Source organism: Pantoea sp. RSPAM1, assembly GCF_038816185.1.
In the GTDB taxonomy this organism is placed as follows: domain Bacteria; phylum Pseudomonadota; class Gammaproteobacteria; order Enterobacterales; family Enterobacteriaceae; genus Pantoea; species Pantoea ananatis.
This window is the reverse complement of sequence record NZ_CP046137.1, coordinates 546520-573255: the sequence shown is the minus strand read 5'-3', so window position 1 is coordinate 573255 and position 26736 is coordinate 546520. Positions and strand designations below refer to the sequence as shown.

At 54.0% G+C, this 26736-nt stretch carries 25 protein-coding genes; 11 read left to right on the top strand and 14 right to left on the bottom strand.

All coding sequences use genetic code 11. The annotated features are described in order from the left end of the window. Positions 1–70: 70 nt before the first annotated feature. Positions 71–1411, bottom strand: a complete 1341-nt coding sequence (pmbA, locus tag GKC68_RS03270) for a metalloprotease PmbA (protein ID WP_028721935.1) — start codon at positions 1409–1411, stop codon at positions 71–73. A 113-nt stretch (positions 1412–1524) separates the two neighbouring features. Between pmbA and yjgA the strand changes: the two genes are divergently transcribed. Then, positions 1525–2070 carry a ribosome biogenesis factor YjgA gene (yjgA, locus tag GKC68_RS03265; protein WP_028721934.1) on the top strand — a complete coding sequence of 182 codons (546 nt, stop codon included), beginning with the start codon at positions 1525–1527 and terminating at the stop codon, positions 2068–2070. A gap of 83 nt (positions 2071–2153) precedes the next feature. On the opposite strand, the gene mpl is transcribed toward yjgA, so the two are convergent. Continuing rightward, on the bottom strand, positions 2154–3509 hold the full coding sequence (gene mpl, locus GKC68_RS03260) for a UDP-N-acetylmuramate:L-alanyl-gamma-D-glutamyl-meso-diaminopimelate ligase (protein WP_028721933.1): 1356 nt from the start codon (positions 3507–3509) through the stop codon (positions 2154–2156). A 167-nt stretch (positions 3510–3676) separates the two neighbouring features. Here mpl and fbp point away from each other — a divergent pair, with 167 nt between their 5' ends. Continuing rightward, positions 3677–4684 carry a class 1 fructose-bisphosphatase gene (fbp, locus tag GKC68_RS03255; RefSeq protein WP_028721932.1) on the top strand — a complete coding sequence of 336 codons (1008 nt, stop codon included), beginning with the start codon at positions 3677–3679 and terminating at the stop codon, positions 4682–4684. A 36-nt stretch (positions 4685–4720) separates the two neighbouring features. On the opposite strand, the gene GKC68_RS03250 is transcribed toward fbp, so the two are convergent. Then, the gene (locus GKC68_RS03250) at positions 4721–6280 is read right to left on the bottom strand and encodes a methyl-accepting chemotaxis protein (protein ID WP_028721931.1); all 1560 of its coding nucleotides are present in this window, start codon (positions 6278–6280) and stop codon (positions 4721–4723) included. A 176-nt stretch (positions 6281–6456) separates the two neighbouring features. On the opposite strand from GKC68_RS03250, the gene GKC68_RS03245 reads away from it, so the two are divergent. The 3 genes from GKC68_RS03245 (at position 6457) to ppa (ending at position 8009) form a co-directional block, all read left to right on the top strand. Next, positions 6457–6867, top strand: a complete 411-nt coding sequence (locus GKC68_RS03245) for a lysozyme inhibitor LprI family protein (protein WP_058706249.1) — start codon at positions 6457–6459, stop codon at positions 6865–6867. A 61-nt stretch (positions 6868–6928) separates the two neighbouring features. Continuing rightward, the gene (locus GKC68_RS03240; protein ID WP_064366578.1) at positions 6929–7378 is read left to right on the top strand and encodes a DUF441 domain-containing protein; all 450 of its coding nucleotides are present in this window, start codon (positions 6929–6931) and stop codon (positions 7376–7378) included. A 100-nt stretch (positions 7379–7478) separates the two neighbouring features. Further along, the gene (gene ppa / locus GKC68_RS03235) at positions 7479–8009 is read left to right on the top strand and encodes an inorganic diphosphatase (RefSeq protein ID WP_028721928.1); all 531 of its coding nucleotides are present in this window, start codon (positions 7479–7481) and stop codon (positions 8007–8009) included. 426 nt (positions 8010–8435) lie between these two features. Here ppa and GKC68_RS03230 read toward each other — a convergent pair whose 3' ends face one another. Genes GKC68_RS03230 through GKC68_RS03220 form a run of 3 tightly spaced genes read right to left on the bottom strand, consistent with a single transcriptional unit; the run spans position 8436 to position 14274 of the window. After that, positions 8436–8792 carry a gamma-glutamylcyclotransferase gene (locus tag GKC68_RS03230; protein WP_028721927.1) on the bottom strand — a complete coding sequence of 119 codons (357 nt, stop codon included), beginning with the start codon at positions 8790–8792 and terminating at the stop codon, positions 8436–8438. A 2-nt stretch (positions 8793–8794) separates the two neighbouring features. Further along, positions 8795–12562, bottom strand: coding sequence for a translocation/assembly module TamB domain-containing protein (locus GKC68_RS03225; RefSeq protein ID WP_342656573.1), 3768 nt, complete (start codon positions 12560–12562; stop codon positions 8795–8797). Continuing rightward, positions 12559–14274, bottom strand: a complete 1716-nt coding sequence (locus GKC68_RS03220; protein WP_342656871.1) for an autotransporter assembly complex family protein — start codon at positions 14272–14274, stop codon at positions 12559–12561. Before GKC68_RS03220 ends, GKC68_RS03225 begins: the two co-directional genes overlap by 4 nt. 163 nt (positions 14275–14437) lie before the next feature. On the opposite strand from GKC68_RS03220, the gene GKC68_RS03215 reads away from it, so the two are divergent. Both GKC68_RS03215 and GKC68_RS03210 read left to right on the top strand, forming a co-directional pair. After that, on the top strand, positions 14438–14605 hold the full coding sequence (locus GKC68_RS03215; protein ID WP_176438602.1) for a hypothetical protein: 168 nt from the start codon (positions 14438–14440) through the stop codon (positions 14603–14605). Between the two features lie 182 nt (positions 14606–14787). Next, positions 14788–16107 (top strand): hemolysin family protein, encoded by a 1320-nt coding sequence (locus GKC68_RS03210; protein ID WP_013027381.1) that lies wholly within the window; start codon positions 14788–14790, stop codon positions 16105–16107. 32 nt (positions 16108–16139) lie between these two features. Here GKC68_RS03210 and GKC68_RS03205 read toward each other — a convergent pair whose 3' ends face one another. Further along, a complete protein-coding gene (locus GKC68_RS03205) occupies positions 16140–16346 on the bottom strand; it encodes a DUF1107 domain-containing protein (RefSeq protein ID WP_003855513.1) in 207 nt (68 codons plus the stop codon). Positions 16347–16656: 310 nt separating this feature from the next. Between GKC68_RS03205 and GKC68_RS03200 the strand changes: the two genes are divergently transcribed. Beyond that, on the top strand, positions 16657–17217 hold the full coding sequence (locus tag GKC68_RS03200; protein WP_080687709.1) for a YtfJ family protein: 561 nt from the start codon (positions 16657–16659) through the stop codon (positions 17215–17217). 37 nt (positions 17218–17254) lie between these two features. On the opposite strand, the gene cysQ is transcribed toward GKC68_RS03200, so the two are convergent. Continuing rightward, positions 17255–17998 carry a 3'(2'),5'-bisphosphate nucleotidase CysQ gene (cysQ, locus tag GKC68_RS03195; RefSeq protein WP_058706252.1) on the bottom strand — a complete coding sequence of 248 codons (744 nt, stop codon included), beginning with the start codon at positions 17996–17998 and terminating at the stop codon, positions 17255–17257. Positions 17999–18292: 294 nt separating this feature from the next. Between cysQ and GKC68_RS03190 the strand changes: the two genes are divergently transcribed. Further along, positions 18293–20233, top strand: coding sequence for a bifunctional 2',3'-cyclic-nucleotide 2'-phosphodiesterase/3'-nucleotidase (locus GKC68_RS03190; protein ID WP_342656572.1), 1941 nt, complete (start codon positions 18293–18295; stop codon positions 20231–20233). A 36-nt stretch (positions 20234–20269) separates the two neighbouring features. On the opposite strand, the gene fklB is transcribed toward GKC68_RS03190, so the two are convergent. Continuing rightward, a complete protein-coding gene (gene fklB / locus GKC68_RS03185; RefSeq protein WP_006118358.1) occupies positions 20270–20890 on the bottom strand; it encodes an FKBP-type peptidyl-prolyl cis-trans isomerase in 621 nt (206 codons plus the stop codon). 220 nt (positions 20891–21110) lie between these two features. Here fklB and GKC68_RS03180 point away from each other — a divergent pair, with 220 nt between their 5' ends. Beyond that, positions 21111–21776 (top strand): LysM-like peptidoglycan-binding domain-containing protein, encoded by a 666-nt coding sequence (locus GKC68_RS03180; RefSeq protein WP_158541465.1) that lies wholly within the window; start codon positions 21111–21113, stop codon positions 21774–21776. A 403-nt stretch (positions 21777–22179) separates the two neighbouring features. Here the strand turns inward: GKC68_RS03180 and rplI are convergent, their stop codons facing one another. The 5 genes from rplI to yjfP form a co-directional block, all read right to left on the bottom strand. Beyond that, positions 22180–22629, bottom strand: coding sequence for a 50S ribosomal protein L9 (rplI, locus tag GKC68_RS03175; protein WP_006120926.1), 450 nt, complete (start codon positions 22627–22629; stop codon positions 22180–22182). Positions 22630–22667: 38 nt separating this feature from the next. After that, positions 22668–22895, bottom strand: coding sequence for a 30S ribosomal protein S18 (gene rpsR / locus GKC68_RS03170; protein WP_000135199.1), 228 nt, complete (start codon positions 22893–22895; stop codon positions 22668–22670). A 4-nt stretch (positions 22896–22899) separates the two neighbouring features. Beyond that, positions 22900–23217 (bottom strand): primosomal replication protein N, encoded by a 318-nt coding sequence (priB, locus tag GKC68_RS03165; RefSeq protein ID WP_028721919.1) that lies wholly within the window; start codon positions 23215–23217, stop codon positions 22900–22902. A gap of 6 nt (positions 23218–23223) precedes the next feature. Then, positions 23224–23619, bottom strand: a complete 396-nt coding sequence (rpsF, locus tag GKC68_RS03160) for a 30S ribosomal protein S6 (RefSeq protein WP_013027391.1) — start codon at positions 23617–23619, stop codon at positions 23224–23226. A 273-nt stretch (positions 23620–23892) separates the two neighbouring features. Next, positions 23893–24642 carry an esterase gene (yjfP, locus tag GKC68_RS03155; RefSeq protein WP_342656571.1) on the bottom strand — a complete coding sequence of 250 codons (750 nt, stop codon included), beginning with the start codon at positions 24640–24642 and terminating at the stop codon, positions 23893–23895. Between the two features lie 156 nt (positions 24643–24798). Between yjfP and GKC68_RS03150 the strand changes: the two genes are divergently transcribed. Further along, a complete protein-coding gene (locus tag GKC68_RS03150) occupies positions 24799–26730 on the top strand; it encodes a methyl-accepting chemotaxis protein (RefSeq protein WP_047715077.1) in 1932 nt (643 codons plus the stop codon). Positions 26731–26736: the final 6 nt, after the last annotated feature.

Sequence of the window (26736 nt, the reverse complement as noted above, 5' to 3'; positions counted from 1 at the left end):
ATGCTTTTTATAAAAAAACGGAGGGTCGATGCCCTCCGCTTGCTATCGCATAAATAACTTAAAAGAGATTTTACTGTCCGGCAATATACATTTCGGGGAGTAAGACCGAACCGCACTGAATATTGCTCCGGGTTTCAATGTCATCGCCCACGGTGACAATGTTCCGCCACATGTCGCCCAGGTTACCGGCGATAGTAATTTCGCTTACCGGATACTGGATTTCACCGTTTTCTACCCAGAAACCGGCTGCGCCACGTGAATAGTCGCCCGTGATCGCACTGACGCCCTGTCCCATAAGTTCTGTTACCACCAGGCCGGTGCCCATCTGCTTCAGCATGTCGTTGAAACTGTGTCCCTGACCGGCGATGCGCCAGTTATGGATGCCGCCCGCGTGGCCGGTGCTGGTCAGGCCCAGCTTGCGCGCCGAATAGCTGGTCATCAACCAGGTTTGCAGCACGCCATCTTTAATAATGTCGCGAGCCTGGGTGCGAACGCCTTCGCTGTCAAACGGCGTTGAGGCTAAACCTTTCAACAGGTGTGGCTGCTCCTGAATGGTCAGCCACTCAGGCAGAATCTGTTTGCCCATGGCATCCAGCAAGAAGGTGGATTTCCGATACACGCTGCTGCCGCTGATGGCGCCCACCAGGTGACCGAACAGACCCGTTGCCACTTCAGGGGCAAAGATCACGGGCGCTTTCATGGTGTCGAGCTTGCGTGGCGCAAGGCGCGACAGCGTGCGGCGCGCGCATTCTGCGCCGACCCAGTCAGGGCTTTTTAAATCGTCGATTGCCCGGCCGATGGTGTAAGCATAGTCACGCTCCATGTTGCCGTCCTGCTCAGCAATCACGCAGCTGGAAAGCGAATGGCGGCTGGAGCAGTAGCTCTGTAACATGCCGTGGCTGTTACCGAAAACTTTAATCCCGATGTGGCTGTTAAAGCTGCCGCCTTCGGTGTTGGTGATGCGTTTGTCCGCCTGCAGCGCCGCCTGTTCTGCCTGGGCTGCCAGTTTGATGGCGTGATCGGCATCGATCTCCCACGGATGGTAAAGATCGAGATCCGGAGCCTCATAAGCCAGTAATTCGGCATCCGCCGGTCCGGCAAAAGGATCGGGTGACGTATAGCGTGCAATATCGATCGCCGCCTGCACAGTCCGTTTGATCGCGTCCGGGCTGAGATCGGTCGATGAAGCACTGCCTTTCCGGTTTTGATGATAAACAGTAATACCCAGTGCACCGTCGCTGTTAAACTCAACGTTTTCTACCTCGCCGTAGCGGGTACTCACACCAATACCGGTCGTCTTACTCACCGCGACTTCCGCGCCATCCGTACTTGCTTTTGCCAGTTCAAGCGCCTGTGCAATTGCCTGTTCCAGTGCTTTTCGCTGTTCTGCAACTTGAGTTGATACGTTCATCGACCTGCCGTCTAATCTTATGGTTGAATAATTTGAGTCTATCAGAGTCAGAGAACAATTTCGCAGTCACCCGATAAACTGGTAGGATTAGCCTCTTTTTTTTGGAGCCCGATATGACTAAGCAGCCTGAAGAGTGGCTCGACGATGTGCCCGATAATCACGAAGAAGAAGATGAAGAGATTATTTGGGTTAGTAAGAGCGAAATAAAACGCGATGCTGAAGAGCTGAAACGCCTGGGTGCCGAGCTGGTCGATCTGGGTAAAAACTCGCTGGATAAAATCCCGCTGGACGAGCGTTTACGTACCGAGATTGAACTGGCACAGCGCATCAAGAAAGAAGGTCGCCGCCGTCAGTTACAGCTTATCGGTAAGCTGTTGCGCAGTATGGATGTTGAGCCGATCCGCATCGCACTCGACAAACTCAAGAACCGTCATAACCAGCAGGTCGCCCTGTTCCACAAACTGGAAATGCTGCGCGATCGTCTGATTGATGAGGGCGATGAGGCGATGGCGGACGTGATCGCCCTTTATCCGCAGGCGGATCGCCAGCAGCTGCGTAGCATGATCCGTAATGCGCAGAAGGAAAAAGCCGGTAATAAACCGCCGAAATCTGCCCGTCAGATTTTTCAGTATCTGCGTGAGTTAGCCGAAACCGCCTGACCTTTCCGCTGATTTGCGGCTGAGCAGCGCCCAGCCGCAGAGTTTTCTTCTCCCGTCGGAGAGAGGAACGGGTCCGCGAGTGATTAGCGCGCCAGACGATCCAGCAGCTTCTGATGAATCCCACCAAAGCCCCCGTTACTCATGACCAGGATGGAATCGCCCGGCTGGGCCGTTTTCACGATCGTCGCGACCAGCGTATCAATATCCGCGCTGCAGTGAGCGGGCTGCATGCAGGCTTCTGCGACGTCCGCAACCTGCCAGGGAATATGGCTCGGCTGGAACAGAAACACTTCGTCGGCACGCGCCAGTGACGGGGCGAGCTCATTTTTATTCACGCCCATTTTCATGGTGTTTGAGCGCGGTTCGAGCACGGCCAGGATACGCGCCGTCCCGCCCACTTTGCTGCGCAGCGCGCTCAGCGTGGCAAGAATCGCGGTCGGATGATGGGCAAAATCATCATAGATCTTGATGCCGTTGACCTCGCCACGCAGTTCCAGACGGCGACGGGCATTGATAAAGCTGTCCAGTGCCTGGCTGGCATCCTCAGGTTTCACGCCGACATGACGGGCTGCCGCAATGGCCATTAAACCATTGTGCATGTTGTGTTCGCCCACTAGCGCCCAGTTCACCTCGCCGACTTTTTCGCCGTCGAGCAGGACCTCCCAACGTGACGCATCTGGCGTCAGTTTTTTCGCCTGCCAGTGACCGCCGTCGCCCACATGCTCCTGTTCGCTCCAGCAGCCCATTGCCATCACCTGCTTCAGGTTATGATCGTGCTCGGGCAGTATGATCTTGCCCTGACCCGGCACAATGCGTACCAGATGATGGAACTGTTTCTGGATGGCCCGCAGATCGTCAAAAATATCGGCATGATCGAATTCAAGATTATTCAGAATCAGCGTACGTGGGCAGTAATGGACGAATTTCGAGCGCTTGTCGAAAAACGCGCAGTCGTATTCATCAGCCTCAATGACAAAGAATGGGCTTTTTCCTAATTTTGCAGAAACATCGAAGTTACCGGGTACACCGCCAATAATAAAGCCGGGTTCCAGCCCACAGGCTTCCAGAATCCACGCTGCCATGCCTGCCGTCGTGGTTTTACCGTGCGTGCCGGCCACGGCCAGCACCCAGCGATCGCGCAGCACGAAATCATGCAGCCATTGTGGGCCTGAGAGGTAGGGAATGTTGCGTTCCAGTACCGCTTCCACACAAGGGTTTCCGCGCGTCATGGCGTTACCGATGATAACCAGGTCTGGTGCAGGGTCAAGCTGACTTGCGTCATAACCCTCTGTTAATTCAATGCCTTGCTGCTCAAGCAACGTGCTCATCGGTGGATAGACATTGGCGTCAGAGCCTGTCACCTGATGACCAAGGGAGCGGGCCAGCATAGCCAGTCCGCCCATAAACGTGCCACATATCCCGAGGATGTGAATGCGCATAAAAACGTCCATAACTCAAAAGTTCGGCGCACAGTGTAACCTCGCTTGCGAGCGGAAGAAACGGATTAGGACTATGGTTTTTGAAGTTCAATCGGCTAAACTGCGTACGCATCCGTCGGCAGTTAAGTATGCCGCTGCCACTCCATCGATGATTCAGGGAATGTGTTATGAAAACGTTGGGCGAATTTATCGTCGAGAAGCAACACGACTTTCCGCACGCTACAGGTGAACTGACAGCGCTTATCTCAGCGATTAAGCTGGGCGCTAAAATTATCCACCGCGATATTAACAAAGCCGGTTTAGTGGATATCCTGGGGGCCAGCGGCGTCGAGAATGTTCAGGGTGAACAGCAGATGAAACTGGATCTGTTCGCCAACGAAAAACTCAAAGCCGCACTGAAAGCGCGCGGTATCGTTGCCGGTATTGCCTCTGAAGAAGAAGACGAGTTTGTCATCTTTGAAGGCGAGGAAAACGGCAAATACGTGGTATTGATGGACCCGCTGGATGGATCATCGAACATCGACGTTAACGTCTCTGTCGGCACCATTTTCTCCATCTATCGTCGTGTCAGCGAGCCGGGTACGCCGGTCGTTGAAGCGGACTTCATGCAGCCTGGCAACAAACAGGTTGCCGCCGGTTATGTTGTTTATGGCTCTTCGACCATGATGGTTTATACCACCGGTTGTGGTGTTCACGCCTTTACCTACGATCCGTCTCTGGGCGTGTTCTGCCTCAGCCATGAACGCATGACCTATCCGGACGTGGGTTACACCTATTCCATCAACGAAGGTAACTACATTCGTTTCCCACAGGGCGTGAAAAAATACCTGAAATTCTGTCAGGAAGAGGATGTGGCGACGCACCGTCCTTATACCTCACGCTACATCGGTTCACTGGTTGCGGACTTCCATCGTAACCTGCTGAAGGGCGGCATCTATCTTTACCCTAGCACCGCCAGCCATCCGAAAGGCAAACTGCGCCTGCTGTATGAGTGCAACCCGATGGCCTTCCTGGCCGAGCAGGCGGGCGGTAAAGCCAGCGACGGGCAAAACCGTATCCTGGATATTCCACCGGTGACCCTGCATCAGCGTTGCCCGTTCTATTGCGGCAATACCGCGATGGTGGATGACGTGGAACGCTTCCTGGCTGAGTTCCCCGAGTGCCGTCAGGGCTAACAATCAGGGCGCGATAATCGCGCCCTTTTTTATAACTTACGCCTGCTGAAGCCGGAACAGTGCCATGGCAGCCTGCAACTGCTCTGACTGCGCCTCCAGCGAATGCGTGGCGGCGGTGGCCTGCTCCACCAGCGCTGCGTTCTGCTGTGCCGCTTCATCCATCTGCGTCACCGCGTGATTAACCTGATCGATGCCACGACTTTGCTCTTCTGACGCCATCGAAATCTCTTTCATCAGCGCCGTCACACGCATCACCTCACCTGCAATGTCATCCATGGTTTCGCCTGCGCGCGTCGCCATTTCACTGCCCTCTTTGACCCGCGTTTGTGAATCGCTAATCAGCGTGCGAATCTCTTTCGCCGCGCTGGCACTGCGCTGCGCAAGGGTACGCACCTCATTGGCGACAACAGCAAAACCGCGTCCCTGCTCACCCGCACGTGCCGCTTCGACCGCGGCGTTTAGCGCCAGGATGTTGGTCTGGAAGGCGATGCCATCAATCACGCTCAGAATATCGCCGATGCGATTGGCGCTGTCGGTGATCTCACGCATTTTTTCCATCACATAGTTCACCACTTCCGCGCCGCGATCGGCGCTGTCGGATACGGCATTTGCCAACTGGTGAGCCTGTTGCGCATTACTGGCGTTCAGACGAACGGTCGCGGTTAGCTGCTCCATACTGGCCGCCGTTTGTTCCAGCGATGCCGCGGACTCTTCGGTACGTTGAGACAGGTGAGCGTTGCCCGCCGCCAATTCGCGGCTGCCATTGTCAATCTTCAGTCCTGCTTCACGTACTTTGTTCACTGAGTCACGCAAAGCCTGCTGCATGCCTGCCAGCGCATTATTGAGACGGCCCAGTTCGTTGTTACCCGCCAGCGGCAACGGTTGAGACAAATCGCCAGCCGCCACCTGCTCAAGGTGGATGATTGCGGTGTTCAACGGTGTCAGTAACATGCGGCGCAACAGCACCCAGGCCAGTACCAGCAGCAGCAAGGAGAGCCCGACAGCTACGGCAATCAGGACTTTCATCATGATTTCATTGCGCTGAGCTTCCACTAATTGTGCCTGGGTAATTTCGTCGGCTTTAGTCCCGAAGGTTTCCACCGCTTTGGTGTACTTCGCCGATAAAGGCTCCAGTTTACCTTCCAGCAGTTGGTAGTATTCGTCGTTATACTGCTTGTCGAGCGCCTTCATCATCGGCAGGATGCCCTGATCAAGGTAATCCTTGTAGCTTGATGCAATGGCATCAGCCATGATTTTGCCTTCCGCCGTCACGGTACCCGCATCCACAAAACGTTTTAAATTCCGCTGTGATGACTCGACATCGGCCTGCGCCGTTTTCGTGACCTGTGCGCCCTCATCCAGTAAACCAATCTCAATCTTACGAACGGCAAGCGCAGCACTGGCGCGTGCACGCATTAAATCGGCATTACTGCGATAAAGACTGTTTAACTCAATCCCCTGAATGCGGTTAATCACATCCAACGAGCGGTTGCCCTTATTAATTGCCACAATGCCCATCACACTCACCGCCAGCAACAGCAGTGTCATGAATGCCAGCAACGCCAGCAACCCCGTGCGTAGTGATAACTGTTTCATCTTGATCGTTTCCGTATGAGTAGTAAGGCGAAAAAATTTCGACAACCCTTAAACGGAGAAAGTATCGGCACTGCGATTCGTAAACTTTAACGCCCGTGGATGATTAACCTGTTCGTTCCCGCTAACCTGTTAAAGAAACTGAAGGTATTTTGTTAAAGAAATTAAGGAGAAAATCCATGAAAAAAGGGTTAGTGCTGTTCGTACTCTTGAGCTGTAAGGCCGCAGTGGCGGATCAGTCCAATATTGATATCACTTTAAATCAATGTCTTAATCAAGCGGATACCACGCTGGCCCTGATGCAATGCCAGGATGCGGCGACCCAGAAATGGGATAAAGAAATGAATACGCAGTACAGTGCATTGATGAAAAAATTAAGCGGACAGCCCAGAGAAAAACTGCGTGCCGCACAGCGCGCATGGATGAAATACCGTGAGGCCTGGTTAGCGGCGAGCCGCAGCCAACTGAATACGCAGGGCACCCTGGGTCCCGTTGCGCTGGCGGCGCAGAGCACCGCTCTGGTACGCAATCAAACGTTACAGCTGCAATCTTTGGCCAATGGCAGTTGCGCTAACCCCGACGATTGTTGATTAATGTCAGTCCGTTGTTGGCTTTTTGCCAATGTTGTCTTTTACCTGCAGGGAAAAAAACATGGCTGCTTATGCTTCTACGCTGATATTAATCGGCCTTGCCATACTGAGCTATTTTGTCCACAACACCGCCGTAACCCTTTCTATATTGATTCTGCTGGCCATCAAACTGACGCCGTTGGCGCAGTTCTTCCCTTACGTGGAAAAACAGGGCATTACGTTGGGCATCATTATCCTGACGGTGGCGGTCATGGCCCCGCTCGCCAGCGGTTCGTTGCCCGCCTCCTCCCTAACCAAGTCCTTTGCCAGTTGGCAGTCGATCGTCGCGATTCTGGTGGGGATTTTTGTGGCCTGGCTGGGCGGCCGCGGCGTGAGTTTTATGAGCGTTCAGCCTTCTGTCATTGGCGGATTGTTAATAGGGACAGTGATCGGCGTGGCGTTTTTTCGCGGCGTCCCGGTAGGGCCATTGATTGCTGCGGGCATTGTTTCCTTGTTTATCACGGCCAAATAGCGTTGAGGAGCATTCTGAAACGCCAAAAAGGGGGCGTACTTTCACAGTCAGTTGGCTATAATAGCCAACACTCAACATACGACTACTGAAGGAATACCCGATGAGTTTGAACCAGGTGCCAGCAGGTAAAGACCTGCCAGAAGATATCTACGTCATTATTGAGATCCCGGCCAATGCCGATCCGATCAAATATGAAGTTGATAAAGATTCTGGAGCCCTGTTTGTGGATCGCTTCATGTCCACTGCGATGTTCTATCCGTGCAACTATGGTTACATCAACCATACCCTGTCACTGGATGGTGATCCGGTAGACGTGCTGGTCCCTACCCAGTACCCACTGGAGCCAGGCTCAGTGATCCGTTGCCGCCCGGTTGGCGTATTAAAAATGACCGACGAGTCAGGTGAAGATGCCAAGCTGGTTGCCGTTCCGCACACCAAGCTCACCAAAGAATACGATCACATTAAAGATGTGAACGACCTGCCAGAGCTGCTGCGTGCGCAGATCACCCATTTCTTTGAGCATTACAAAGATCTGGAAAAAGGCAAATGGGTTAAGGTTGACGGCTGGGATAACGCCGAAGCAGCGAAAGCTGAGATCCTCTCTTCTTTCGAGCGTGCGGCGAAGAAGTAATATGATCTACTGCTGGGGAATACCTTCCCCAGCGTTCTTTCCGCCATATTCATTATTAACAGCCCTCCTGTTTCGACACGTCACTTCCTTTGCTTCTTCCCTGGATTCATTGCTGGCGCACTGTGGTAACGTCCCTGCCAGAGCCTGCATCCCTTACCGGGGAGTAGATGAAAAACATCTTGTAGCGAGCGATGTTACGTCTTCATGCTGCCCGGCCAGGCAGTGGTATGTCTGTTTTCGTTATCTTTTAGGAACGTCGTCTTAAGAAAATAAGCCGGTCAACTTACGGCTATCTTTTAACGATTGAAGGCGGACAGGCTGAATAAGGCCCATAAAAAACCGGAAATGTTTTTCATTTCCGGTTTTTTAATTCGCTGATAAATCGCCCAACGGACGCACTCGCGACAGGTTCCATTGGGCAATGTTTTATTCGCTTTCCTGCTCCTCTTCACGTTTCAGCCAGTCGCCGCTCATAATACGCTGACGTCCTGAAACTGAACGTTGATAAACATAAAGCCACGCGCTCCCAAACGGTGTCTGGATCAGAAAACGTTTGTATTCTCCGCCTTTGGTGCGAAGCGCATCTAACTCGGCGAGGATGGAGGCATCAATACGGTAGACTTCGCAATATACCGTTCCTTCGCCAGTAATCACGCCGGGATAGTGACCCAGACTGTAAAGCTCATAGCCCTCAATCTGATGGTCACCCAACCATTGCGCGTGTGTCATCCAGTGACTGTTTCCCTGTTTGCGCCGTAAACTGCCATAGACAATTATTCGCATTGCTAAAACTCAAACTGATAAAGCAAATCAAGAGCCTGATCCACACCGGATACGGCTTCCAAATAGAGTTTGGGCATCAGGCGGTAACGCAAGGTTAACGTTGCCAGTGAATCAAAAATGCCCACTCCGTATTTTACTTGTAGACCCGGCAGTACATAGCCGCTGACCTGCACCTGTTGACTGTCGCCAACGCCGGTGGTGTCGAGAGCAAGGTTACTTACACCGAACGTCTCGCCGATTTTACCCACAACCTGCCCACTTTGTGCAACCCCTAAGCCGACTAACGCCGAAGTTAGTGCGTTACCGTCACCGTCGCTTTTCAGCCCCTGCCCCCGTAACAGGTATGAAAGGGCTTCCTGCTGTGACATCGCCGGATCGGAGAACACTTCTACTTTTGGCTCGTCTGCCAGCCCCGTGACGCGCAATCCTGCCGTTACGCCATCCTCTGTTGCATCCGGATTACGAATCGCCTCCAGGTTGAGATAAGGCTGGTCTGGCGGGCCTGCAAACTGCAGCTCACCTTTACGTACGATCAAGTCCTGACCATAGGCATGGAAACGGCCGGATGGGATGTTGATCTGTCCGTTCAGCCCCAGTCCGGATTTATCCTGCACCATTTTCAGATCGCCATTCAGCCGGGCTTTTAGCCCAAAGGCCGAGAGACGTACGTCGTTTCCGACGTGAATGGTCAGGTTACTGTTAATCGGTATTGAGGCAGTTTTAGGCTCAATCGGTTTAAGGTTCTTATCCAGCATCACCTCGTCAGAGGAGACGCCCACGGCGCTCTCTGGTACCTCTTGTACCGTAATGCGCGCCCATGGGATATCAACCCGGCCGTCAAGGTTAAAGGCGGCTGGCGTAGCCTCAAAGACCACATCCGGGGAAACGTCCATGCGCACCATGGGCGGCACGGTGACGCGAACCCGACTGCCTTTGGCGGCAACGCGCGCACGCCAGTTATCCAACTGACTCCAGTCCGCATCACCACTCAGGTTAATGTTGCCCTGTGCGGTCTGGAGCAGGCCATTCAGCGTCGAACTCATGCCGTTAAACACCATATTCAGGCTGGCACTGGTCAGATCCACCGGCATGAAGTTGCCTTTTACGTTCACATCTTTGAGGCCGAGTTGACCAAAAATCTGCGGCTGCTGTGCCGTTCCTCCCAAACGCAGATTACTGTTCAGATTGCCTTTAATACTTTCGCCCTGCATCAACGCCGGGTTGATCATCGCCAGGGAGATATTGCGGATATTCACGTTGCCGCCCAGCGCACGGCGCTGCTGCGGATCGGTAATCTGCACATTGCCGTCCAGCTGACCGTTATTCACGATGCGAATCAGCCAGTCGAGCTGAGCCCGTCCGTCCCGCAGTGCCGCATTAACGTTAATCGTGTTAAAGGCGATGGGCAGCGTATTGCCCTGCACGTCCTGCGCGACTTTCACGTTGTTACTCTTCAGCGCCAGCGTGCCGACAGGCAGTTTACCGTCCGCCGTCCAGTTGACGCGGGCATCGCCGCTGAACACACCGCTCAGCTGTGTTTGATCGGTCAGAAAGGGTTTCAACATTGCCAGATCGAAGCGGTTTAACACCACGTGAGCATGACCACTGGGGCCGGCTTCAATGGGCTCTGGGACACAAAGCTGTGCATTGGGGTTTTGCCAGCAGTGGGGGCCGATCGTCGCGCTCTGTTTCTGGTTAAAATAGTCAATGGTCATCGCACGCGTCAGTCGCCATTCTCCCACCGGCGTGTCAAAACGCGTGTTATTAAGACTGCCTTTCCACGTCTCAGTCTGACGGTCAAAGCTGCCGTTGAGCGCAAGCTGTCCTGATACCGGCTCGCCCTGTACGTTGAGTTTGAGCTGGTGCTGCTTTTCATCACCCTCGGCATTGAGCGTCAGCAGGCTGATGTTGAGTGCATCCTGTTTTAGCTGTTCAACCCGCAATTGAAGTTTACCGGCGATTTGGTCGCTGGAGCGCACGTCGCTTTTCAGGGTGACGCGGCGGACAAGCAGTTGCTGCCAGCGTAACCCCGTGGCGGTAAGATCGGCCAGCAACTGTGGCGCTTTTAGCGTACCGCGTGCTTTGATATCCCCTTTCACCACGCCGCCCAGGCCCGGCAGTGCATTATCAAGATGGGGCGCATCCACGTTGGCATCCAGGTTCAGCGTGTCGCCCAGACTGCCTTTTACATCCAGATGATTTCGACCCAGGGCAATCCTGATGCCCGGGATATCCCACTGGTTATAGCTGTTTCCCCGTAATGTGCCACCGGCACTGACTGCATTCTGTTTGACGTTGCCCTTCAGCATCAGCTGCGGCACGCTGACCTGCCAGCTGCCGCCATACAGGCTGCCGCGCGTGGTAATTTTCCCGTCAAGTTTGGCGGGCCAGTCGGGATACTGACGGGCGGTATTAATGCCCGCCAGCGTCAGTTCACTGCGCCAGCTAATGGCTTTACTCCAGTCCACCAGCGCCGTCAGGTCAATATTGCCCTGCAGCGCCGCCACACGCAGCTTGTCCAGGCTGAACTGCTCAATATTGCCCTTGCCGTCCAGCGCAATCGTGGCAGGCGGCACCGATTCGCCTTTCACAGCCGTCCGCAACGACATGACATAGTCGGTCGCTTTACCTTTGAACTGATAGTCGAGATTGTCAGCCTGATACTGAACCGCACCGGTCAGCGGCCAGCGCAGTTGCGGGCTGGTGAGCGTCAAGGCCAGCGGGAGCCCGGCGACGGCGGGCTGGGCGCTGGCATCGAACTGCGCGCGCACCGGGCCTGAAAGCGTTAGCGCCAGTTTCAACGCGTCGCGCATCGCGCCTTTAAGCGTCAGATTTAGCTTTTCGCCTTTCACCGGATCAACGTTCACGTCACCGTTTAGCGTCAAATCAACGGGCCAGTTGTCGGCCAGCGTCGCCTGACCGCTGCCGTTCAGCTTGCCCAGATTTGAATCCACCGCCAGCGTTTGCAACTGCATATGCCTGTCGAGGGTTTTTGCCTTCACCTGCAAACGGCTTACCGTAATATCGGTATCCCCAGTGATCCGCAACTGCTCGCCCACAATGTCCTGTACATCAATGTCCAGCGGAAGCTGGAAGTCGGGCAGTTCAGGTAACAGCGGTTTGGCAAACATCGCTTGTAAGGTTTCGCCCAGCGGCTTCTCGTCGGGCTTCGGCTGCTGTATTTTGGGCTGCACCACCTGCTCTTTTGCCACCTGCGCCGCTTTCGGCAGCGCAATCAGCAGGCTTTGAATATGGGTGGGATTGAGCGTCAGCGCACGATCCTGCCACTGCAGACCGGTGGTAAAGTCCACCAGCGAAATCGCGGTATCATCCACTTTCACGTTTATATTATGCAGGCCCACGTGGCGCAGGGCGATCGGATAGGGCGTGCTGAGGTTTGTCTTGCCGCTTTCTTCTTCCGGCGGCGCGGTGGAGGGCGTCATCTTTTTGCTGTCAACCACCACGCTGATATCTTTCAGCGTCAGATCGTTCACGCAGACCGACGAGTGCACCAGGCAGTTAAGATCAACGGCCAGATGGATATTGCCCGCATTCACGCTGACGCCAGGCATCTCATAGCGCAATCCACTGAGGGTAAGGTTACGCCAGCCACCGTCCACTTTGTTGATGGATAGCCCCGGCACCCAGCGCGAAGCGCCCTTCAGCACCAGATGTAATCCCGGCGTTGTGCCAATCAAAAATGCCAGACTGGCAAACAGCAGCACTAAAAAAATCAAAAAGCCAATCAGGACCTTTTTCCAGCGCGTCATAATTCAGGCCCCAGTCCTACGTAAAATTGCACACCATGCTCCTCGCTGTCGCCAATAGGGCGGGCAATATCAAACTTAATGGGCCCCACGGGCGATGCCCAGCGCACGCCGATACCGGCACCGGTTTTGATATTGCTTTGACTGATGTCATTAACGGCCTCACCGGAGTCAATAAACACCGCACCCCACCATTTGCCGCTGACGTTGTATTGATATTCCAGCGAACCGGTGGCCATTTTTGAGGCCCCGGTCAGTTTGCCGTCACTGTCACGGGGCGAAACGTTTTTGTATTTATAACCGCGAATGCTGCGATCTCCGCCAGCAAAGAAACGCAGGTCCGGCGGCACCCTGTCAAAGTCGTTGGTTTCAATCCATCCCACCGTGCCGCGTGCGATAAAGCGGTTCTTTTCGCCCAGCGTGCGGATCCAGACGTTTTGCGCCTGCAGGATCAAGAAATCGACATCCGATCCCCAGGTGGTATCGGATACATCGGCGGAATAACGCTGCGAGTCGCCCCACGTGGGCATTAAGCCACCGCGGGAACGGGTGCGGTTGAGACTGATGCCGGGATAGAGCAGCATCGTGGTGTTGGTGACGTTACCCTGTGTAAAGTGGTCAAGGCTCCAGCGCAGATTCAGGGCTCTTTGCCAGCCGCTGCTGCTGTCCCAGTTACGCGATGCCGCCAGCGTACTGGTGTCCGCCTTGGTATCGTTGAGGTCGGTGCGCTTCAGGCCGCCCGAGAACGTGTAATACTGCTCAAGGGGGCTTTTCAGCAAGGGGACTTTATAACTGAGATCGACCTGCTGCTCGGGGGCAGAAACATAGGCACTGACGACCATGCTGTGACCGCGATCGTTAACCCAGGGCTTTCTCCACGTTCCTTTCAGGCGCGGTCCGACATCGGTTGAATAACCGACGCCAGCTTCGATGGTGTTTTTAGCACGAGGCGAGACTACCGCATTTAAAGGCAGGACTTTAGTTTTGCGTCCCTGCTTAAACTCAGGCGCAACCACGACTGACTGGAACCAGCCGGTCGCAGAAAGACGGCGGTTAAGCTCTGCCAGATCGCGCGAGCTGTAGTAATCGCCCTCTTTAAAAGGCACTAAATTTTGCAAATAGGCTTCGCGAATCTGCGAACCTTCAAAGCTGACATTGCCAAAACGATAGCGCGGGCCGCTGTTGTAATCGAGATCCCAAAAGGCTTCGTGGCGCGCAACGGAAACGCCCAGCTCGCTTTTCTCAAACTCACCGTCGAAATAGCCGTTACGGAGGGCAAGGTTAGTGAAGCCGCTTTTGAATTTGTCGTACTGCCCGTGATTTAGCACCGTTCCGACTTTGGGGCGCCCCTGCGCGATCCAGTTTTTATAGTCTGCATCGTTTTTAGCCTGGCCGGTGACGATAATCGTACTGCCCGCAATTTTTACCGGCTGACCGGGCGTGACGCGGGCGATTAACACCGGACGGCCGCCCTGAGGTGGCGCGGGCCGCGATACGAAGTCGATATCCGGCTCATAATAGCCGAGCGCACGCAGCCCCTCTTTTATTGCCGCGGATACGCGTGAGCGAAAGCGGCCATCGTTGGTGACTTCATCGCTGCTAATGGTCGACAGGCGTGCCCTGACGTTTTTTTGCAGTTCTCCGGTTAGCCCTTCCAGCTGTAGTCGAACCGGCGCTGCCCCGAAGGCGGGCGCGACGAGTAGCAAACCCGCCATGCAATAAACATAAAATCGTGGCACCTGTACTCCTGTCTGTCATGCCTGCCCCATTCCACAGGGCGCGTGTTAATCCTCGTTACCGATACGATCGCGACGGCAACTCACTCATCATAGCCGCACTTTTTGCCAACTGGCAGTGTACAACGAGTTATAAGTCAAATTGAGTATTATTGTCGGCAAAACCCACTTACGTTACAACGAAGTTGTTACGTCGCAGGTGCCATTGCCCTTTGCCTGCCTGAGCGGGCGGTTGATGGCAGGTTGCCCGATGGCCTTACAGGACGCTACCGATTGCCCTCTGGCGGCGGCATCGTCGCTGCTGCTATAATCACCCACCACAGGCATCCCGCCTGTCTTCATTTCTGCCCCGACGCTCACGCATTGTGTTAAATGGGCGCAGACATTTTTGGCACGGATAGCTCCCCTTGCGTCACCAGCACAGGGAATGACCGCCTGAACCGCACGCTGCCCAGGCCAAAAATGACAAGTGAATAACTCTTTGGATCGCATATGCTTGATAGCTTACTTGTCATTCTGCTACTGATCGTAATCAGTGCTTTTTTCTCTCTTTCGGAAATCTCGCTGGCCGCCGCCCGCAAGATTAAGCTGAAACTTCTGGCCGACGAAGGCAACATCAACGCTCAGCGCGTTTTGAAAATGCAGGAAACACCCGGCATGTTCTTTACCGTGGTGCAAATCGGCCTGAATGCCGTGGCGATCCTCGGTGGTATTGTCGGTGATGCGGCGTTTTCGCCCGCGTTTTCCAGCCTGTTTAACCGCTTTATGTCGCATGAACTTGCCGAACAGCTTAGCTTTATCTGCTCGTTTACCATCGTGACCAGCCTGTTTATTCTGTTTGCCGACCTGACCCCGAAACGCGTCGGTATGATCGCGCCCGAAACCATTGCCCTGCGCATTATCAATCCCATGCGCTTCTGCTTGCTGGTGATGCGCCCGCTGGTGTGGCTGTTCAACGGTCTGGCCAACGTCTTTTTTCGCATTTTTAAACTGCCGATGGTGCGTAAAGACGATATCACCTCTGACGATATTTATGCGGTTGTCGAAGCCGGTGCGCTGGCTGGCGTGCTGCGTAAGCAGGAGCATGAACTCATTGAGAACGTGTTTGAACTGGAGTCGCGCACCGTCCCTTCCTCCATGACCTCACGCGAAAACATTGTCTGGTTCGATCTGCACGAAGATGAAGTCAGCCTGAAAACCAAAATCGCTCAACATCCACACTCTAAATTCCTGGTCTGTAATGGTGATATTGACCACATTGTGGGCTATGTCGACTCTAAAGAGCTCCTGCTGCGCGTGCTGGGAAATCAGAGCATGGCGCTGAACAGCGGGGTCCAGATCCGCTCGGCGCTTATTGTGCCCGATACGCTGACGTTATCCGAGGCGCTGGAAAGCTTTAAGACGGCGGGTGACGATTTTGCGGTCATCATGAACGAGTACGCGCTGGTGGTGGGCATCATTACGCTTAACGACGTCATGACCACGCTGATGGGCGATCTGGTGGGCCAGGGCATGGAAGAGCAAATCGTCGCTCGTGACGAAAACTCCTGGCTGGTGGAAGGCGGTACGCCGATTGATGATGTCATGCGCGTGCTGGATATCGATGATTTTCCGCAGTCAGGTAACTACGAAACCATCGGCGGTTTTATGATGTATATGCTGCGTAAGATCCCGAAGCGCACGGACTTTGTGAAGTTTGCCGGTTACAAGTTCGAAGTGGTGGATATCGACAGCTACCGAATTGACCAGCTACTGGTGACGCGGATTGATGAACGTCCGCCGATGCTGAATGTGGCAAAAACCGAAGAGTAGAAACACTAAGGGCGCCAACGGCGCCCTGTTATTTAGTTGAACTCTAACTTGAGACGAACGACCTGGCGGTTAATTTCTGACATCACGCTCAGGTGCTGTTTGTCTTTGACCCGGGGGATCAGGACTTTACCTTTATCAAACTCGAATGCGCCAACATCCTTGATATACAACCTTCCTTTGAACAGCGTCTTAACATATTTTGCTATCTGTAGTGGATTATAGCGCTGGAAGATTTTCATAGTGATTAACTCCTTAATTTTTAAGCACGCTTCACCGTGGCCAAATTCGGTACGGATCCTTGAAGCGCGAATTCGAGATAAACTATAGAACACTCTGTTTGTTTCGCACGATAAGAAATAAATTTTTTTACCGTTCTGACACAACATTACAGAATACTCTGTTATTTACTTTTCACTATTCAGTGTAAACCTTCATTGGTTAAAGAATTGTGTTGTCGATAGCAAAGCTGACAGCTTTTTGAGACAGCCGCATCATCCCTGCTTAATATGACAGTGGAATGACTAACTGGTCTGATCACTGGAGAGAATGATGATGCGTGCAACACTGGCAGCACTGGCTTTATCGTTGTTGATTCCCGTTAGCGCGCTGGCGCATGACATTGAACTGGGCAAACGTGTGCCGGCAGTGGGCGTCAACGACAAAGGCGAGCTGATTTTACAGCAGGAAAAATTCAGTTATAAAAACTGGAACAGCGCTCAGCTGAGCGGAAAAGTCCGCGTGGTACAGCACATTGCCGGGCGCTCATCCGCGAAAGAGATGAACGCGGCGCTGGTTGAAGCCATCAAGGCAGCGAAATTGCCTCACGACCGCTATCAGACCACCACCATTGTTAATACCGATGATGCCATTCCCGGCACCAGCATGTTCGTACGCAGCAGTATTCACAGTAATAAGCAGCAGTATCCCTGGTCGCAGTTTATCGTCGACAGCAATGGCAATGTGCAGCACGCCTGGCAATTAAAGCAGGGCGGCTCGGCTATTATGGTACTGGATAAAACAGGTCAGGTTAAATACGTCAAAGACGGGGCGCTCTCTCAGCAGGAGGTTCAGCAGGTGATAAGCTTAGTAAAATCGCTGTTGCAGGACTGAAGGCGGAAAGCGGGAGGGCTGCGCCTCCCGCACTGGGTTAAAACAGCGAGACGCGAAAGCCCGGATTAAGAAAAGATTCACGCGGCGCATAGTCCAGTGTTCTTCCCTGCCAGTCGTGAACGTGCGCCCCCGCGGCCGCGGCAACGGCATGACCCGCTCCGGTATCCCAAATATTGGTTGGCCCAAAGCGCGGATAGAGCTGCGCTTTCCCTTCTGCCACCAGGCAAAATTTCAGTGATGACCCGGTTGCCACCGTCTGATGTTCCCCCAGTTGCTTGAGGTACTCTTTCATCTCGTTGTCGTCGTTGTGCGAACGGCTCACCACCACTAACGGTGGACGCGCATCAAGCACATGAATCTGTTGTCGCTCGCCGTTCTCTTCTTTCCAGGCTTTGCCCTCTGCGGCGGAATACATCACGCCCAGCGCGGGGGCATAGACCACGCCCATAACCGGTTTGCCCTGCTCAATCAGCGCAATGTTGACGGTAAATTCGCCGTTACGTTTGATAAATTCTTTGGTGCCATCCAGCGGGTCAACCAGCCAGTAACGTTGCCAGTGCTGGCGAACCTCCCAGCCGGGCGGATCTTCCTCTGACAGCACCGGAATATCCGGTGTCAGCTGTTTTAAACCCGACACAATCACATCATGGGCGGCCAGGTCTGCCGCCGTGACAGGTGAATCATCCGCTTTATGAGAAACGTCTGTCGGAACGGAACCGTTGTAGACCTGCATAATCGCGTCGCCTGCTTCACGCGCCAGTTGGCTTATTTGCTCTAACATTTTCCACCTCATGTATGCGAATGCTACGCGTTAACTGTCATACCCGATGGAATACAGTCTAGCAGCTTCACGTTCATCTCTGAATTCAGGCAAACATTCTGAATCATTTTTCAGCTATATCAACATAATAGAAAAAAATGGCCACGATATCCTTTTGCAAAACCTGCAATGCGTTTCGCCCGTGCCCAGCGTGCGGCTGGCTCAAAACGTTATCTTCATCACGATTTAATCTGCCCTTTCATCAGAGTTTTACATTATTTTTGTAGCCTTGATCTATTAGCTTTGGGAGCGAGCATGTTTAAGGCGGGAATGATGTTACTGGCGTTGAGCGTTTCAGTTGCAGCACAGGGAGCCACCGTGGATTTACGCGTGCTGGAAACGACCGATCTGCACAGCAATATAATGGACTTCGACTACTACAAAGATACGCCCACGGAAAAATATGGTCTGGTGCGCACCGCCTCGTTAATCCATGCGGCGCGTCAGGAAGTCACCAACAGCGTCCTGGTAGACAATGGCGATCTTATTCAGGGCAGCCCGCTGGGCGACTATATGGCCGCAAAAGGGCTCAGGCAGGGCGACATCCACCCTGTCTATAAAGCCATGAATACGCTTGATTACAGCGTCGGTACGTTGGGCAACCATGAATTTAACTACGGCCTGCCGTACCTGCAAAAAGCGCTGGCCGGCGCGCGCTTCCCCTATGTGAATGCGAACGTTATCGATCTGAAAAGCGGCAAGCCTCTGTTTACGCCCTACCTGATTAAACCGACCCGCGTGACCGATCGTGAGGGTAAAACACATACCCTGCAGGTGGGCTATATCGGCTTTGTCCCGCCGCAGATTATGGTGTGGGATAAAGCCAACCTGCACGACAAGGTGCGGGTGGATGACATCACCGAAACCGCACGTCGCTATGTCCCAGAGATGCGCGCTAAAGGCGCAGATGTCGTTATCGCCCTTGCCCACTCCGGTCTGAGTAGCGAACCTTATCAGGCCATGGCTGAGAATTCGGTTTATTACCTCAGCGAGGTCGCAGGCATTGATGCCATTATGTTTGGCCATGCGCACGCCGTTTTCCCAGGCAAGGAGTTTGCGCGGATAAAAGGTGCGGATATTGAGAAAGGAACCCTGAACGGTATTCCTGCGGTGATGCCGGGCATGTGGGGCGATCATCTGGGCGTGGTTGATCTGGCGCTGAGCAACGCAGGTGGTCGCTGGCACGTCACTCACGGCACCGCACAGGCGCGCCCTGTCTATGACACCGCAAACAAGACATCGCTGGCCGCAGAAGATCCGGCACTGGTTAACGTCCTGAAAGATGATCACCATGCCACCCGCGAGTTTGTCGCTCAGCCCATCGGAAAATCCGCCGATGTGATGTACAGCTACCTGTCGCTGGTTCAGGACGATCCCACCGTACAGATTGTGAATAACGCTCAGCGCGCCTACGTGGAGCATTTTATTCAGGGCGATCCCGATCTGGCGGCGCTGCCGGTGCTGTCGGCCGCTGCGCCGTTTAAAGCCGGTGGACGTAAGAACGATCCTGCCAGCTACGTGGAAGTGGAGAAAGGTGACCTGACGTTCCGTAATGCGGCGGATTTGTATCTTTATCCCAATACGCTGGTGGTGATGAAAGTGAGCGGCGAGCAGGTAAAAGAGTGGCTGGAATGTTCCGCAGGCCAGTTTAACCAGATCGATCCGACCAGCACACGCACGCAATCGTTAATCAACTGGAATTTCCGCACCTATAACTTCGACGTGATCGACGGTGTGAGTTACCAGATTGATGTGACACAGCCGGCCCGTTATGACGAAGAGTGTCAACTGATTCATCCTGATGCCTCACGTGTTAAGGACCTTCGCTGGCAGGGGCAACCCATCGATCCTAAAGCGACCTTCCTGGTGGCGACCAATAACTACCGGGCCTACAGCGGTAAATTTGCGGGCACGGGCGACAAGTACATTGCATTTGCCTCACCAGATGAAAACCGCGCTATCCTGGCGGCCTATATCAGCGCAGAAACCAAAAAGCAGGGTGAAGTGCGCCCTCAGGCTGACAATAACTGGCGGCTGGCGAAGATTAAGGCTGCACAGCCTCTTGATATTCGCTTTGAAACCGCGCCCGGTGATAAAGCCACGCACTTTATTCAACAGCATGCACAGTATCCCATGAAGGCAACGGGGAATGACGAGACGGGATTTGCTGTCTGGCAGGTCAATTTACAGCAGTAAGAGGGCGAAGGGCGGCATCGCGCCGCCCTTTTATCCTTACAGGATTTCCAGCAGCTCAACTTCAAAAATCAGAGTGCTGAATGGCGGGATGGACGCACCCGCACCGCGCTCGCCGTAAGCGAGGTTGTGTGGAATAACCAGTTCCCATTTGGAACCCACCGGCATCAGCGTCAGCGCTTCGATCCAGCCCGCAATCACGCCGGTAACCGGGAATTCAGCCGGTTCGCCTCGAGCGACTGAGCTGTCAAAGACGGTGCCGTCGATCAGTTTACCGGTGTAATGCACGCGTACGCGATCCTGACGCGATGGAATCGGGCCTTCGCCCTGTGTAATCACACTGAACTGCAAGCCTGACTCGGTGCTGCTGACGCCTTCACGCTGAGCGTGATCCTGCAGGAAAGCCTGACCTTCTGCGGCCATGGCTTCTACGCGCTCGCGACGCACGCTTTCCGCACGCTCATGAACTTCACGAAGTGCGCGATGAACCACATCCACAGGCACCGCGGGTGAGTTCCCTTCCAGCGCGTCGCGCAGGCCCGCGAGCAGAGCTTCTGGCTGCAGCCCCTGCAGACCAGATTCCAGCAGCTGCTGGCCAACCTGTAAACCAATACCGTAACTTGCTTGTGCTTCGACGCTGTCGAAAGAAGGGGTAGTCATCTTCGTTCCTTTCACTCTCGGATATAGTAAGACGGGCAGCATAGCAGCGCAGGCCGCTGGCGTAAAATCCACAGCGCCGCAGATGACTTTTGCTGGCGAAAGAGAAACAATACGCAGGTCAAATTTATCAATGCTGGCAGGCACTTCGCGTCCACATTGCCCATACTGTATAAGTGACACGTTTTTCCTTGTCATTGGCACTATAAGAAAGAGAGAAAATATGGGCCAGATTGCCCCTCGTCGCCGCAGGACGCACGCACTGCGTATTTTAACCCGGTTACAGGCCTGGCTGCCGCAACGAACGCGGCCGCATGGTGCCGGAGCGGAGGAACCTGATATGCCTTCAAACGTCTCGTCTCGCCTGCCTCACTGGCTTTATCGAATCTGGCATTTCACAGACGATATCCGCTGGATGGACCCGCTGCCGGCTTTCCACCGTCGTGGGATCGTGCTCGCTTTACTCATCCTGCTGCTGGCCTTTCTCTGGCCGTCCGGCACGCCACAGTATCCGGTAGAACGGCCTGTGACGCCTTCGGCAGAAAAAGAGGTGCCGATGCAGGCGGACATTTACGATAACAAACCGGCGCAATCCGCGTCTCAGCCAGAGACAAAGGCCGATTCTCAGGGTGACTGGCATAGCTACCAGATTGCGTCCGGGCAGACGCTGGCACAACTGTTCCGTGACAATAATCTTCCGGTGAATGACGTTTTTGCGATGGCGCGCGTCGAAGGTAACGATCAGCCGCTCAGCACATTAAAAGAGGGCCAACAGGTAAAAATCCGTCGGGATGCAAAAGGCATCGTGACAGGTTTAACGCTGGATGGCGCGAACGGCCCGGTGCTGTTTACCCGCCAGCCGGACGGCAGTTTTTTACGGGTAGAATAAGCCTGCTCCGGTGGCTGAAGGCCGCCGGATGCACGCCGCCCTGCCCCATTCATTTTACCCCATCACTCCCCGTGCTGACCGATCGCCTCGTAAACCGCCTGGTCCTGGACAACATGCCTTTGTGAAGCAAAAAGCGCGACGTGCCGCCAGGCGTTCACAGGCATGGCGATGCTAATCCGCGTGACACGTCAGAAACCGTGGCCACGCACGTTAAAAACCCACCGTCCCGTTCATCAGGCAGACCGTGCGTTGATTGCATTCAGACCTTTGTCTGATAAGGCTTATTGGGATGTTAATGATGCGCTTGAGGCGTGGGGTTGCGGGGCAAAAGAAAGGGCATTAAGGGCTGAAAACAAAAACGCCGACACAAGTGTCGGCGTTCAGGTGCGGCAGGATAATAAAATTAACCTGCAACCACGTTCACGATCAGTTTCGCGAAGACTTCGCTGTGAACCTGGAAGTCCACTTCGTGCTCACCGGTAGTGCGCAGAACGCCGTTCGGTAAACGAACTTCGCTCTTAGCGACGTCAACGCCAGCTGCAGTGACTGCATCAGCGATGTCGCGGGTACCGATGGAACCGAACAGTTTACCTTCGTCGCCTGCTTTAGACGTGATGGTAACGGTGCCCAGTGCGTTGATTTTCTCTGCGCGAGCATTAGATGCTGCCAGAACGTCAGCCAGTTTGGCTTCCAGTTCTGCACGGCGTGCTTCGAAGAATTCAACGTTTTTCTTGGTAGCAGGAACAGCTTTACCCTGTGGAACCAGGAAGTTACGAGCGTAGCCCGCTTTAACGTTAACCTGATCACCCAGGCTGCCCAGGTTTGCTACTTTATCAAGCAGAATAACTTGCATTACCTTATCCTCTTAAAGTCGTTAATGGACAACAGCCGTTACTGATGACGATCAGTGTACGGCAGCAGAGACAGGTAACGCGCGCGCTTGATAGCACGAGCCAGCTGACGCTGGTATTTTGCGCGAGTACCAGTGATACGGCTTGGTACAATCTTGCCGCTTTCAGTGATGTAGTTTTTCAGCGTTGCGATATCTTTATAATCGATCTCTTGAACGCCTTCCGCGGTGAAACGGCAGAACTTGCGACGACGGAAATAACGTGCCATTTGGCTAGTCTCCAGAATCTATCAATTCAATCTGCTCGGCATGTAACACCATTTTACTCTGACCATTTCGCGCCTGATGGCAGCTGATAAAGCCTTCGAGAATGAGTTGCGTGCCGACCGTTATATGTTGAGTAATCACCTGATGGGCGCTGCCGCTAATAATCACAGGCATTCGACACCAGGCTTGCCGGTGAAATCCGGCTTCCATCTGCACCGAGTTGTGCTCAAGCACGAACTGACAGTGCGGAATTCCTGACGGACTAATTTTACGGACTGGCGTCTTGCACACCGTGCCAGACAAGCGCAGCCGATTAACCGTCACGATGGATTACTCTTCAGAATCCCCAGCATCTGAGTCATCAGCGGATTCGTTAGCAAAATCTTCGCGGCGCTCACGACGCTCGTCTTTCGCTTTAACCATCGGTGATGCTTCAGTTACCGCGTTTTTAACGCGCATAACCATGCTGCGGATAACGGCGTCGTTGAAGCGGAAGTTCGTTTCCAGCTCGTCGATCACTTCCTGCGGTGCTTCTACGTTCAGCAGAACATAGTGTGCTTTGTGCAGTTTGTTGATCGGGTAAGCCAGCTGACGGCGGCCCCAGTCTTCCAGACGGTGGATCGTGCCTTCTGCACCAGTGATAGCACCAGTGTAACGCTCGATCATGCCCGGAACCTGTTCGCTCTGGTCAGGATGAACCATAAATACGATTTCGTAATGACGCATCGAAATTGCTCCTTACGGATTATTCAGCCTCCTGTCAGGGTCAGCTGCGGCCCACGGAAGCAAGGAACGTTATAGGTTGTGAATCACCGTAATGATACACACCTCTGAATGCAGCTGAAAAATTGACGCGTAATCATACTGGCGGCACCGCACAAACTCAAGCGGGGATTTCATTTAAATTGTCGGGAGACGCCCGCTTTCCGCCCTGGTGTGCGGAAAGCGCGAATGATGAGGCAAACTGGGGCTGAAACGGAAGGCGCTGTCGTTGACGGGCTAAAGTTGGCGCTTAAAAAAGCTGACCAGCGCCGTCAGGCCCGACGGCGTAATTTTGTGTCCGATATGCTTTTCGGACAGCGAAACAAGATGGGCATCCAGCCTCTGCTCGCGCAGAGCCCTTTCCAGCCGCTGGGTTTCTGCGAAAGGGACGATCTCATAGGCCTCACCGTGCCATAGCAGGAGGGGTCGGTCCGCGAGATTGTGCAGCCGGGCAGCAGGATCGTAATCCGTAAGCGGCGCCATGCGTTGCGTGAACTGTGCCTTCTGCTCCGGGCCCGTTACCGTGACAGGCGGGAACAGCGTGTGGCTGAGTTGCATAAAATAGCCGGACCCCATCATGCAGGCGACGCTGTGAATATGTGGATAGCAGGCCATCGCCCCTAACGCCGTCATTCCTCCCATTGAGGCCCCGGCAACGGCAAGACGGTCGCCGGCAATCAGGTCATCAGCGCGTAACGCGGCCTCAATCAACGGGAATTCATCAATGTTTTGTTTGAGGATGTCCCAAAAATGGCTAAATCGCGTGTCGGCATCGCCGTTATAGCGTGCGCCATGCATATCGGCGTCGGGCATCAGGGTACGAAACCCCGCCTGGGCCAGGGCCACCGCAAAGTAGGCATAAACCTCTTTCGACGAGGTAAAGCCATGATAAAACACGACCGTTGGCAGCCGCTGCTGGCGCTGACCTGCGGGTGCTGCATGCAGACATTCAATACCTGCCAACCTTTCCGTGGTGAGTTCAATCATATTTTCTCCTTAAGCTGGTGCGGCCTTTAGCGCCTCGCCAACGACGATAACCCGGGAAAGGATTTACAACATTACAATAGTAATAATTTCTAAACTAAATATTTCCCCTGCGCTGCCGTTGTTAATGCATATTTGACAAAAAAACAAAGGTAATCTATGAAACGTTTCTCTCTTAGCAGAACGAGCCTTGGAGTGAAGCTATGCGTCATCACTTCCTTCAGCGTAGGCGTTTTGTTGTTGGCGTTAACCCTTATCCAAAGCCAGAATGCTTCACGCCAGCTGGAAAGTCTTGCCGTCGATGACATGGTTAATCAGGTGCAGGGCATCACCGAGATGGCATCCATGTTTAATGCGACGCTGACGCAGGAAGTCGGCAACTATACTCAGCTCTTCGTCAGCTTTTTACCTAAGCGATTCAGCCGCGATGAAACCGCACGTGTTCAGGTCGGCGAATTTTCCACACCGACCCTGCGTGCCGGCCTTAAAACCCTTAACCTCGATCAGATCGCCGTCGATGATTTTACGGATCGCACCTCGGCTGTCGCGACGATTTTTGTCCGCGATGGTGATAATTTTATCCGTATTTCCACGTCCCTGAAGAAACAGGATGGCAGCCGGGCGATCGGTACCCAACTTGATCCTGCCAGCGCCGCCTGGAAAAGCGTCATGAAGGGGGAAACCTTCCGGGGCCTGGCCACCTTGTTCGATCACCGTTACATCACGCAGTATCAACCCGTTAAAGACGACAGCGGTGCCGTCATCGCGATTCTGTTTGTCGGCGTCCAGATCGATAAGCAGTACGGCCTGATGCGCGAAAAAGTGCTGGCTCGCCGCCTGGGCGACAGCGGGCATTTCTATGTGCTCAACGGCACGCCGGGCGCGGCGCAGGGACAATATCTGTTTGATAAACAAAATGAAGGCAAACGTCCGGACTGGCAGGATAGCGTAATGAAGCAAATGCTGGCGCAGCCCGAGGGTATTCAGCAAGCCGAAATCGACGGTGAAACGAAGATGCTGGCCTGGCAACAACTGCCCGGCTGGAACTGGGTTGTGGTCGGTGAAGTTAATCGTGACAGTCTGCTGGCTCCGGTTATTCACAGCCGAAATATCTTTCTTATCACCGGCCTGATTCTGGTGTTGCTGTTTGCGCCCTGCTTTGTCTGGTACAGCCGCCGCGCCATCACGCGTCCGTTACAACAGGTTATTCACTTAGCTGAGCAGTATGCCGCCGGTAATCTGCTGGAGCATCTGGACACCACCCGTCATGACGAAGTGGGTCAGTTGATTAACGCCATTAACGGCATCGGCGAGGGGCTGGAGAAGATTGTTGCCCAGGTTCGCCGTGCCGCACAGGAGATCAGTGACGGCACGGATACCATTGCAGCCAGCAGCCACAACATCAGTGAGCAGATTGGTCGCCAGGCCAGCAGCGTTGAAGAAACCTCTGCCAGCATGGAGCAGTTTGGTGCGACCGTTGAGCACACCGCCGATAGCCTGCGTCAGGCCATGTCGCTGGTCGCCGAGGCCAGCGGTATCGTGAGTAATGGCAACCAGACGGTGACCCGCTCGGTCAGCACGATGTCGGCCATTAACGTGTCTTCGCAGAGCATTGCCGAAATTACCCACGTTATTGAGTCCATTGCGTTCCAGACCAATATTTTGGCCCTGAATGCTGCTGTCGAAGCCGCGCGTGCAGGTGAGCACGGTCGTGGATTTGCCGTAGTGGCAGCCGAAGTGCGTGCGCTGGCACAGCGTTCGGCACAGGCGGCAAAAGAGATCGATACGCTGATCGCGACCTCGATACATCACGTTGCGGAAGGACATACACTGTCGGAGCAAACCCGGGATGCGATGGGTGATATCGTGACGCACATTGAGCAGGTTCAGGCATTAATGGGTGAGATTAACGTGGCCGCACAACAGCAGACGGCGGGCATTGGTCAGGTCAATCTGGCGATGAACCAGATAAGCCAGGCGACCCATCAAAACAGTGAGCTGGTTGCACAGGCAGAAAGCACGGCCCAGAGCCTGAGCGACAAGGGGCATCATTTGACTCAACTGGTCAGTGTTTTCTCGATCAAATCGTGAAGATAA

Coding starts and splice junctions, on each gene's coding strand:
- pmbA (WP_028721935.1), bottom strand. CDS start 1,411: ATGAACGTATCAACTCAAGTTGCAGAACAGCGAAAAGCACTGGAACAG.
- yjgA (WP_028721934.1), top strand. CDS start 1,525: ATGACTAAGCAGCCTGAAGAGTGGCTCGACGATGTGCCCGATAATCAC.
- mpl (WP_028721933.1), bottom strand. CDS start 3,509: ATGCGCATTCACATCCTCGGGATATGTGGCACGTTTATGGGCGGACTG.
- fbp (WP_028721932.1), top strand. CDS start 3,677: ATGAAAACGTTGGGCGAATTTATCGTCGAGAAGCAACACGACTTTCCG.
- GKC68_RS03250 (WP_028721931.1), bottom strand. CDS start 6,280: ATGAAACAGTTATCACTACGCACGGGGTTGCTGGCGTTGCTGGCATTC.
- GKC68_RS03245 (WP_058706249.1), top strand. CDS start 6,457: ATGAAAAAAGGGTTAGTGCTGTTCGTACTCTTGAGCTGTAAGGCCGCA.
- GKC68_RS03240 (WP_064366578.1), top strand. CDS start 6,929: ATGGCTGCTTATGCTTCTACGCTGATATTAATCGGCCTTGCCATACTG.
- ppa (WP_028721928.1), top strand. CDS start 7,479: ATGAGTTTGAACCAGGTGCCAGCAGGTAAAGACCTGCCAGAAGATATC.
- GKC68_RS03230 (WP_028721927.1), bottom strand. CDS start 8,792: ATGCGAATAATTGTCTATGGCAGTTTACGGCGCAAACAGGGAAACAGT.
- GKC68_RS03225 (WP_342656573.1), bottom strand. CDS start 12,562: ATGACGCGCTGGAAAAAGGTCCTGATTGGCTTTTTGATTTTTTTAGTG.
- GKC68_RS03220 (WP_342656871.1), bottom strand. CDS start 14,274: ATGGCGGGTTTGCTACTCGTCGCGCCCGCCTTCGGGGCAGCGCCGGTT.
- GKC68_RS03210 (WP_013027381.1), top strand. CDS start 14,788: ATGCTTGATAGCTTACTTGTCATTCTGCTACTGATCGTAATCAGTGCT.
- GKC68_RS03205 (WP_003855513.1), bottom strand. CDS start 16,346: ATGAAAATCTTCCAGCGCTATAATCCACTACAGATAGCAAAATATGTT.
- GKC68_RS03200 (WP_080687709.1), top strand. CDS start 16,657: ATGATGCGTGCAACACTGGCAGCACTGGCTTTATCGTTGTTGATTCCC.
- cysQ (WP_058706252.1), bottom strand. CDS start 17,998: ATGTTAGAGCAAATAAGCCAACTGGCGCGTGAAGCAGGCGACGCGATT.
- GKC68_RS03190 (WP_342656572.1), top strand. CDS start 18,293: ATGTTTAAGGCGGGAATGATGTTACTGGCGTTGAGCGTTTCAGTTGCA.
- fklB (WP_006118358.1), bottom strand. CDS start 20,890: ATGACTACCCCTTCTTTCGACAGCGTCGAAGCACAAGCAAGTTACGGT.
- GKC68_RS03180 (WP_158541465.1), top strand. CDS start 21,111: ATGGGCCAGATTGCCCCTCGTCGCCGCAGGACGCACGCACTGCGTATT.
- rplI (WP_006120926.1), bottom strand. CDS start 22,629: ATGCAAGTTATTCTGCTTGATAAAGTAGCAAACCTGGGCAGCCTGGGT.
- rpsR (WP_000135199.1), bottom strand. CDS start 22,895: ATGGCACGTTATTTCCGTCGTCGCAAGTTCTGCCGTTTCACCGCGGAA.
- rpsF (WP_013027391.1), bottom strand. CDS start 23,619: ATGCGTCATTACGAAATCGTATTTATGGTTCATCCTGACCAGAGCGAA.
- yjfP (WP_342656571.1), bottom strand. CDS start 24,642: ATGATTGAACTCACCACGGAAAGGTTGGCAGGTATTGAATGTCTGCAT.
- GKC68_RS03150 (WP_047715077.1), top strand. CDS start 24,799: ATGAAACGTTTCTCTCTTAGCAGAACGAGCCTTGGAGTGAAGCTATGC.